Genomic DNA, 8,607 nt, shown 5'->3' with positions numbered 1-8,607 from the left:
AGTTTGAAACATTCAATGAACCGTTTATCCAGTTTTGAAAGAATAAAAAAGTATTTCTTAAATACTTGTAATTATAATGATATATGTTATAATAGGTAATGTCTTTCAAATAGTCTAGTGATGATGGCAAAGAGGTCACACCCGTTCCCATACCGAACACGGAAGTTAAGCTCTTTAGCGCCGATGGTAGTTGGGGGCTTCCCCCTGTGAGAGTAGGACGTCGCTAGGCTATACATACTAAAATTATTCCGAAGTAGCTCAGTTGGTAGTAGCACCTGACTGTTAATCAGGTTGTCGCAGGTTCGAGTCCTGCCTTCGGAGCCATTCTTGGAGAGTTGTCCGAGTGGCCGAAGGAGCACGATTGGAAATCGTGTAGGCGGTTAACACTGTCTCAAGGGTTCAAATCCCTTACTCTCCGCCAGCACTTTAGGATTTCAATCATAAAGGCCCCTTGGTCAAGCGGTTAAGACACCGCCCTTTCACGGCGGTAACACGGGTTCGAATCCCGTAGGGGTCACCATTTATAACGAATACCCAGATGGAGGATTAGCTCAGCTGGGAGAGCATCTGCCTTACAAGCAGAGGGTCGGCGGTTCGAGCCCGTCATCCTCCACCATTTTTAAAAAAATCAAAATAGTATTATCGCGGGGTGGAGCAGTGGTAGCTCGTCGGGCTCATAACCCGAAGGTCACAGGTTCAAATCCTGTCTCCGCAACCAAAAATGGTCCCGTGGTGTAGCGGTTAACATGCCTGCCTGTCACGCAGGAGATCGCCGGTTCGATCCCGGTCGGGACCGCCATTTTTAAAATAATAAATATGGGTCAGTAGCTCAGTTGGTAGAGCATTAGATTGAAGCTCTAAGTGTCGGCGGTTCGATTCCGTCCTGACCCATCATGTTTTTTTGCCGGTTTAGCTCAGCAGGTAGAGCAACTGACTTGTAATCAGTAGGTCGTGGGTTCGATTCCTATAGCCGGCACCATGTTTTCCCGGAGGGGTAGCGAAGTGGCTAAACGCGGCGGACTGTAAATCCGCTCCTTAGGGTTCGGCGGTTCGAATCCGTCCCCCTCCACCAGTTTTTTTATAGGGGCATAGTTCAACGGTAGAATAGAGGTCTCCAAAACCTTTGGTGTGGGTTCGATTCCTACTGCCCCTGCCAATTAATTTTATGGCGATTGTGGCGAAGTGGTTAACGCACCGGATTGTGGTTCCGGCATTCGTGGGTTCGATTCCCATCAGTCGCCCCATTTACTATAAAATTAAAATATAACTATAAAGCAATGGCGATTGTGGCGAAGTGGTTAACGCACCGGATTGTGGTTCCGGCATTCGTGGGTTCGATTCCCATCAGTCGCCCCATTGTTGGGGTATAGCCAAGCGGTAAGGCAACGGATTTTGATTCCGTCATGCCTAGGTTCGAATCCTAGTACCCCAGCCATTTATGCGGAAGTAGTTCAGTGGTAGAACACCACCTTGCCAAGGTGGGGGTCGCGAGTTCGAACCTCGTCTTCCGCTCCAAATAATATGGCGGCATAGCCAAGTGGTAAGGCACAGGTCTGCAACACCTTTATCACCGGTTCAAATCCGGTTGCCGCCTCCATATTTTTTTCTTAATCGGATACTCCGATTTTTTTTATCTCTAAAGTATTATGCCGGTGTGGCGGAATTGGCAGACGCGCACGACTCAAAATCGTGTTCCTTTGGAGTGTCGGTTCGACCCCGACCACCGGTATCATCACGTACATATACGTTACGTTTAGTAAGATTAGAAAGCTCACAAACCTTGATAGAAAAGGGTTTGTGAGCTTTTTACATTTCTTGGGTTGCGATAGGAAACGATAAGAATCGAAATCTTTTTACACATACTTTACACACAGGCAGGTTCATTTTACACAAGCTGCAATCCGAGAAAATGTGATTGATAAAGGAGAGCAAACTAAAAAAGCTCATGTTTGAAAAATAAACATGGGCTTTTTTAATTGGATTTAATTTGTACATTGTGAAGTGTTAATTGTTATTCTCCTGATACATTTCTGTAAAAGTATCGATTGCCAATTGATCGTTCTCTTCAATTGTTTCTTTTAAATGATGTGCATAAGTTCAAGCGAAGCTATAATACTACTTGGAGGAGGTAATAGGGTACTGGTGAATACGTTTAAAACCAAGAAAATAGTAATACAAACCAAAGCGATGGTTTGTATTACTAATGTTAGTATGCTTCACCTTTTAAAATTATTGAACGCGAGCAAATCCAAATCCTGAAGCGTAGTCATCACCTATAGCAGCTCCATAACCACCTTTAATATCTACTGATTGTGCTCTTGCTTGTAAGTTAGAACGTAGTTGCGTGTTAGACAATGACGGATTTTCAGCCCAAATTTTTGCTGCTAAACCAGAGACATGAGGAGTAGCCATTGATGTGCCGCTAATTGTATTATAACCGCCATTATACCATGTAGAATAAACGGATGAGCCAGGAGCTGAGATTTCAATATCACCTTCCTGGATTACATAATCTCCAGCTGTAGATATATAACCACGTGAAGAGTAATCAGCTACACGATAAGTCCCATTTTGTTGTACATTTTCTAAAGCTGCAACGGCGATTGCATTTGGTAATGCCCCCGGATAACCAATTGTTCCTTGCGCATAGCCTGAATTACCAGCTGCAGCTACTATTAGAACTCCTTTACTATATGCGTAATTGACAGCACTTGAAATGAGGCTATTATTCGCTGAAGAACCTAGAGACATACTAATAATAGTTTTGGTACCAGTAGCAGTTGCTTGATCTGCTGCATGTCGAATAGCAGCAGCAATATCATCTGAGTATCCAGAGCCGCTATCTAATAACACTTTGTAAGCCCAAAGATCAGCATTTGGAGCTACACCGTAAACGCCTGCTTGATCGCTTCCACCATCAGCTAAGGCCGTACCAGCAACATGTGTACCATGTCCGTTTCTGTCTGTACAGCTGTTGTTAATGGGTGTTGTCGCACCTGTAAAGTCTTTACATTGCTCTACGTTATTGACAAGGTCAGGATGAGAAGTATTTACACCCGTATCGAGTACAGCAATATTAATGTCACTTCCTCCAGTTGTAGATGTTAAAGTATCATTGTTATAAATTGCTTTAATTCCCCAAGGTATTTGTTGAGAAGCTCTTAAAGAAGTTACCAAATCCAGAGTTTCATTTTCTACCATACTATCGTCTTCCAAACCTATCGTATCTAATGTAACGATAGGAACTTTTGTAACTGTGTAATTTTTATTTTTCTGTAATGCTTCGAATTGTTTTTCATTCATATCAGTTGAAAATCCGTTCTCTGTTAATTCCCAACGAACAGAATATTGATTTTTTAATGTTGATTTTTCTGATTTTTTGTTTGTCTCAACATAAACACGGAATTTCTCCTGACCACCGTCGTTTCCTGAGCTATCTTCGCTATTCATCGCTGTTGCGTACACCGGATTTATTACTGATCCTGCAATCAAAAGACTTAGCAACGTACTTTTCATTTTTTTCATTCATTCCATCCCCTTTTCAAATGTAAGTTATAGTATTACAATTTGAATCTACCATAATTTAGGTTTTTTGATTATTGGGAAAATTATGATTATAATAAATGTAAAATATAGTCATTCTATACGGGAGGTTATGAAAATGAAGATAGGTTCATTAATTAAGTACTATCGTACAAAGCTAGGAATGACACAGAATTCAGTGGCGATGGGGATTTGCTCGATTCCTCATTTAAGTAAAATTGAGAATAATAATAAAGAAGCAAATAGCGAGACAATACGTCTACTGCTAGAACGATTAAATATTAGTATTCACGATGTAGAGAATAACGAACAAAATATTATTTGTCTATTAAATGATTTACAAAAACATATAAATTACCTAGAGAATGAGAAAGTAAAAGAGACAATGAGGAGATTAAAAGAATATGAAGAAATAATAGGTTTTACAGAATCTATTTATTTATATGAACTTTATAAGTTACGTTATTATGTGTTTGTTAAAGAGCATAAATTAGCAGACAATCAATTAAGATGGCTAAATGCCCACCGACAAAATTTTTCCCAACATGAAAGGTATTTACATTCATATTATTATGCATTAGTTTTAATTACAAAAGGTAAATATGAGGAAGCAGCTAAAGAACTAACTCAAATACTTCAAATACATCCAGAACTAGGATCACTAGAAGGAGAGTTTTACTATCATTTCGCTTTAATAAAAGGGCGGTTAGAAGAACCAAGCCAAGCAATTATTTATGGGAAAAAAGCTCTTCAATTCTATAAGGACCAATTTAATTTTAAAAGAATTGTTTATACATTAATGTCTCTGGCACTCAATTACTCTCGAGGAAAAGTGTTTCACGAAGCAATCGAAATCTATGAACATTTAGTGAGAAATGTGGAGCTATTACAGCAACAGCAACTATTACCTGCTATATATCACAATTTGGGGGATTTGTACCAAATGAGATGGGAATATGAAAATGCATTAATTTACTTTGAAAAAAGCGCTTCTTTAATGTCAAAGAACTGTGATCATTATCTGCTTTGCTTATATAATTTAGGTGTTACACAATTTCGCTTAGAACAAACGGAAAAAAGTATAAAAACCTTTACTATTCTAAAGGAAGAAGCAAAAAATAAGAAAAAAATAAGTTTTAATTTATTTGCTACTTTTTATTTATATTTGCTAGGAGAAGAAAAAAAGAAAGCAATGGATTTTTTAGAAGGGAGGTTAATTCCATTTACAGCAGATAATGAAGAATTAAAAGAATTGCACCAACAATTTTCTAATTTATTGGGAGAGTATTATCGACAAGAAAAGCAGTTTGAGAAAGCTATGCAATTTATTGAAATCTAAAGGAGAGTGTGAATATGAAGAAAAATGTTGGATTATCAATCTTAATACTGAGTGCTGCAGTAATAATTATATCTGTTCCAATTCATCCACCAGTTTTATAAAAGGCAAGAGTGGTAGAAGGTAGTGGCTCTATCTTATGATTGAGGAACAGTGTTTTTCAAACTCGAAATGTGAGGCACTTCACAACCGAAAAATCGCCATTTTCTTGGATAAGATAAACGTAGCAGCATGTACTTTGTTAGGCTTGATATTGAGCCTCAGCGGGCATAATTCTCGCATTAAAGATTTAGCAACCGGGATTAAACGCCAATTGCCTTAGGGCTAAAAAATTGCATATGTATTAAGGTTCTCATTAATTTGAGAACTCTTTTTTGTTTTATAAGGAATCGTCTTATTACAAGAGGTAGTTAAACATCAAGGGGGATTATAACAACCCATATTGAAATGGTGTGAAAAATTACAATAAATTACTAAGTTCATATAGCTACTAGAACATAGCTAGTTAGCGGATATTGCAAATCCATATTTTTTCATTTTTCGTTTTATGGTATAATATATTTCAAATGTTTATTTAGGTATATTATGTATAAAAAAGATATTTCTACTAACTGCTTGTGGAAGTAGTTTCGTAGAAGGCGAATAGGGAATGGCGTTGATGAAGTAAATAAACTCTCTTACTAATAAGGGAAACTAGAGTGATAATTTGCTAGGCTTTGATTTATATAAAACCTATAAAACTTAAATGACCTATTAACACCCCTTGCAACGTATTGCAGGGGCGTTTTGCTATGTACACAATTAGAAGTGTAAATGTATAAAGACTTGGGTATATGGACACTAATGCAAGGCAACTCTTCAAAACAGCTTTTAGTTAATATTTATTTTACTTGATGAATAGGATAACAAAGATGTAAGTAAATATAGGGGGAATAGTATGAAAAAAATAAGTAAGATGTTGATTGTAGTTTTAATTTTAGGGTTACTCCAAATTCAGCCTGTTTATGCAGCTAGTTTTAAAGATGTATCATCGGACAATACGTTAAGTACGGAAATAGATTATTTAGTAGAGCGTGGGATTATTAAAGGGTATCCTAATGGTACTTTTAAGCCAAATGAGTATGTCACAAGGGCACAGGTAGCTGTTATGATAACACGTGCGTTAGCCTTAAAAACAACGAATGTAAAAAATCCAAAGTATCAAGATGTACCGACATCTCATATTTACTATAAGGAGATTGCTGCGACACAAAATGCTGGAATATTTGATGCAGCTAAAAAGTTTAATCCAAACGGTACGTTGACGAGAGCAGATATGGCTATTGTTTTACAACGAGCTTTTAATTTAAAGGGAACGACGAGCCCATATTATTTTACAGATGTTACAGAAAAGACACCGGGCTATAAAGAAATTTTAGCGGTAGCGAACAATAATATTACGAGCGGTTATCAAGATGGCTCATTTAAACCAAAATTGCCATTAACAAGAGCCCATTTTTCAGCATTCGTAGCTCGTGCATTAACTCTTTCAAATCCAAATTTATTAAAGGACCCTGCCTATACCTATACTTATGCCTATTATTCACCTGATGATGGTCTAAGATATACATTAAATTATCAATATAGTCATAATGATAATAAAAATGATGTTTGGACAATTACGAATATGACTAATAATAAGCCGTTTTATGATGAATTATTATATTATGATGGCTCAGTATATGCGCAAGCAATCGCTCAGGAGTATAGCTCACATTACGATTTTTATATCGGGCTCCCACTAAGAATAGGCGTGATAGTTCATGAAGACGATGAACGTCCTGTAAACGGCAATCGTATTACCGTCCAAACGACGGATGGAACAGTTCGAGCAGGTGGTGTTAACTATAAAAATGTAGCAATATTAGAAGAAAGCTTTAAATATATTGATGTAGTGAAGACATATTATTTTGTAGATGGTATTGGCTTAGTTAAGGAACTTCACAATGGGGAAGTTGTTTATGAGTTACTAAAACGAACAGCAAATTAAAGATTGAAAAGGATGCATTGAAAAATGCATCCTTTTTTAAGTAAGCGATATATGAAAAAAACGTTTAAGGGCTTGTCGCCATTCTTTATCGGTATGTGTTGTATAAGTTGTTAATGATTGCCCTTCGTATATACGAAATTCATTATTGAACATCGTATGTCGACCAGTAGGGGTGCGAATCATGGCGATTTTATTCTTTTGTTGAGAAAGACGTGGTGCAAAATTGGCATCGTTCCCGTTATCTGTGAAGTTGTACAGTAGGCGCCAATTGTGTGATGTTTGCTCATACAGCATCCAACCGTACGTGTCATGCCATTCAATTTTGTAAAGCTCATTGCCCTCGCGATGTTCGTGATGCGCAATTAAAGGTACTGGTTTACACGGAGCTAAAGCACCTACGCCTACGTCCGAGATATAAGTTATGCCGTCAAATTGAACGAGTAGTAGCTGGTGCATGGGAACTTCTTCAATCGGTGTACTATCATCCGTATTACGCCAAAATTGCGCATAGCGATTTGTTACAGAAAAACCGAGCTCTCGAAGTAGCCAACTATATAAAATGTTAAGTTCAAAGCAATTGCCTCCGCGTTGTTGAACAATAATTTTTTGAAAAATATCTGGGATAGCAAAGGAAATGTCACGTTTCAAAGCAACATCTAAATTTTCATAGGGAATGGTATGTAGATGTTTCGTTTGTAATTGACCAAGTAGCTTTAAAGACGGCTCTAAAGATCCTTGAAATTGAATGAATTTTAAATATTGTTGAATTTGAGCATTCATAAAATCGCCTCACTTCCTTATTAATTAACATAACCGAAATAGCACTAGAATACACGTGAAAAATAGAGAAAGAAAATAATAGAAATAGAGCTAAATAACTTGTAAAATTAATATATTCACTACTAGTTCGTAATGAATTTCCCATTTTTAGTTAAAAATAACGTTTCTAAAGGTAGGTATATAAATGAAGAATGAAATAAAATGGATTGAAGTAAATTCATATGATGAAATGAGTAACGTAGCTGCACATATTTTTACTGAGCAATTACAAGCAAAACCAGCTAGCATACTAGGGCTTGCAACAGGGGGTTCACCAGTTGGGATGTATAAGGAATTAGTTAAGCGTCAACAAACTGGTGATATTTCTTTCAAGGAAGTTACAACATTTAATCTAGATGAATATGTGGGCTTAGAACAAAATAGCCCAGCAAGCTACTGGACGTTCATGCATGAAAATTTATTTAATCATGTGGATATTAACGAAGAAAAGATACATTTACCAAACGGCAAGGCAACTGATTTAGAAGCCGAGTGTGTGGCATATGATGCGCAAATTGCCGAAGCAGGTGGTATCGATTTACAGTTGCTTGGAATAGGGGTTAATGGACATATAGGTTTTAATGAGCCTGGTACATCATTTGATTCACTGACAAATATTGTAGAGCTGACAGAATCAACACGAACTGAAAACGCTATTTATTTTGACAATCCAGAAGCTGTGCCTACTCATGCTATTACAATGGGTATACAATCTATCATGAATGCAAGGGCGATTGTGCTCATCGCATTTGGTGAAAAAAAATTAGAAGCAATTGAAAAATTAAAAGGTGGAGAAGTGACTGAAGCTTTCCCAGCTAGCAGATTATTAAATCATCCAAATGTAACGATTATTTACGGCGGTACAAAATAAAAGAAACAA

Annotated in this window: 5 protein-coding genes, 16 tRNA genes and 1 rRNA gene; 20 read left to right on the top strand and 2 right to left on the bottom strand. The window is 37.2% G+C overall.

Annotated elements, in window-relative coordinates; all coding sequences use genetic code 11:
* Window positions 1–113: 113 nt before the first annotated feature.
* From rrf to FC748_RS21350, 17 genes are all read left to right on the top strand, one after another.
* A 5S ribosomal RNA gene (gene rrf / locus FC748_RS21430) occupies window positions 114–229 on the top strand.
* Window positions 230–247: 18 nt separating this feature from the next.
* Window positions 248–324: transfer RNA gene (locus tag FC748_RS21425), tRNA-Asn, on the top strand.
* Between the two features lie 5 nt (window positions 325–329).
* A tRNA-Ser gene (locus FC748_RS21420) sits at window positions 330–421 on the top strand.
* A gap of 24 nt (window positions 422–445) precedes the next feature.
* A tRNA-Glu gene (locus FC748_RS21415) sits at window positions 446–520 on the top strand.
* 20 nt (window positions 521–540) lie between these two features.
* Window positions 541–616: transfer RNA gene (locus tag FC748_RS21410), tRNA-Val, on the top strand.
* A 27-nt stretch (window positions 617–643) separates the two neighbouring features.
* Window positions 644–718 (top strand) — tRNA-Met (locus FC748_RS21405).
* A gap of 5 nt (window positions 719–723) precedes the next feature.
* Window positions 724–799: transfer RNA gene (locus FC748_RS21400), tRNA-Asp, on the top strand.
* 19 nt (window positions 800–818) lie between these two features.
* Window positions 819–891, top strand: a tRNA-Phe gene (locus FC748_RS21395).
* A gap of 12 nt (window positions 892–903) precedes the next feature.
* Window positions 904–979 (top strand) — tRNA-Thr (locus FC748_RS21390).
* A gap of 9 nt (window positions 980–988) precedes the next feature.
* Window positions 989–1,072: transfer RNA gene (locus FC748_RS21385), tRNA-Tyr, on the top strand.
* A 10-nt stretch (window positions 1,073–1,082) separates the two neighbouring features.
* A tRNA-Trp gene (locus tag FC748_RS21380) sits at window positions 1,083–1,156 on the top strand.
* A gap of 12 nt (window positions 1,157–1,168) precedes the next feature.
* Window positions 1,169–1,244 (top strand) — tRNA-His (locus tag FC748_RS21375).
* A 36-nt stretch (window positions 1,245–1,280) separates the two neighbouring features.
* Window positions 1,281–1,356, top strand: a tRNA-His gene (locus FC748_RS21370).
* 4 nt (window positions 1,357–1,360) lie between these two features.
* Window positions 1,361–1,435, top strand: a tRNA-Gln gene (locus FC748_RS21365).
* 5 nt (window positions 1,436–1,440) lie between these two features.
* Window positions 1,441–1,515, top strand: a tRNA-Gly gene (locus FC748_RS21360).
* 8 nt (window positions 1,516–1,523) lie between these two features.
* Window positions 1,524–1,597, top strand: a tRNA-Cys gene (locus FC748_RS21355).
* Window positions 1,598–1,648: 51 nt separating this feature from the next.
* Window positions 1,649–1,729, top strand: a tRNA-Leu gene (locus FC748_RS21350).
* 500 nt (window positions 1,730–2,229) lie between these two features.
* Here FC748_RS21350 and FC748_RS21345 read toward each other — a convergent pair.
* Complete coding sequence (locus tag FC748_RS21345; RefSeq protein WP_108031334.1) at window positions 2,230–3,525, bottom strand: S8 family peptidase; 1,296 nt, start codon at window positions 3,523–3,525, stop codon at window positions 2,230–2,232.
* 136 nt (window positions 3,526–3,661) lie between these two features.
* On the opposite strand from FC748_RS21345, the gene FC748_RS21340 reads away from it, so the two are divergent.
* Window positions 3,662–4,882: a helix-turn-helix domain-containing protein gene (locus FC748_RS21340; RefSeq protein WP_238600233.1), complete on the top strand. Its 1,221-nt coding sequence runs from the start codon at window positions 3,662–3,664 to the stop codon at window positions 4,880–4,882.
* Window positions 4,883–5,816: 934 nt separating this feature from the next.
* Window positions 5,817–6,908, top strand: a complete 1,092-nt coding sequence (locus tag FC748_RS21335; RefSeq protein ID WP_108031331.1) for an S-layer homology domain-containing protein — start codon at window positions 5,817–5,819, stop codon at window positions 6,906–6,908.
* Between the two features lie 36 nt (window positions 6,909–6,944).
* Here FC748_RS21335 and FC748_RS21330 read toward each other — a convergent pair whose 3' ends face one another.
* On the bottom strand, window positions 6,945–7,688 hold the full coding sequence (locus tag FC748_RS21330) for an arylamine N-acetyltransferase family protein (RefSeq protein ID WP_025220539.1): 744 nt from the start codon (window positions 7,686–7,688) through the stop codon (window positions 6,945–6,947).
* A gap of 196 nt (window positions 7,689–7,884) precedes the next feature.
* Here FC748_RS21330 and nagB point away from each other — a divergent pair, with 196 nt between their 5' ends.
* Entirely contained in the window at window positions 7,885–8,598 is a 714-nt protein-coding gene (gene nagB, locus FC748_RS21325; RefSeq protein ID WP_108031340.1) for a glucosamine-6-phosphate deaminase, read from the top strand.
* Window positions 8,599–8,607 lie beyond the last annotated feature (9 nt).

Origin of the sequence: Lysinibacillus sphaericus, assembly GCF_005217585.1 — a bacterium.
Taxonomy (GTDB): domain Bacteria; phylum Bacillota; class Bacilli; order Bacillales_A; family Planococcaceae; genus Lysinibacillus; species Lysinibacillus sphaericus.
The sequence above is the reverse complement of the archived record's forward strand: the minus strand, read 5'-3'. Positions and strand labels throughout refer to the sequence as shown.

Coding starts and splice junctions, on each gene's coding strand:
- FC748_RS21345 (WP_108031334.1), bottom strand. CDS start 3,525: ATGAAAAAAATGAAAAGTACGTTGCTAAGTCTTTTGATTGCAGGATCA.
- FC748_RS21340 (WP_238600233.1), top strand. CDS start 3,662: ATGAAGATAGGTTCATTAATTAAGTACTATCGTACAAAGCTAGGAATG.
- FC748_RS21335 (WP_108031331.1), top strand. CDS start 5,817: ATGAAAAAAATAAGTAAGATGTTGATTGTAGTTTTAATTTTAGGGTTA.
- FC748_RS21330 (WP_025220539.1), bottom strand. CDS start 7,688: ATGAATGCTCAAATTCAACAATATTTAAAATTCATTCAATTTCAAGGA.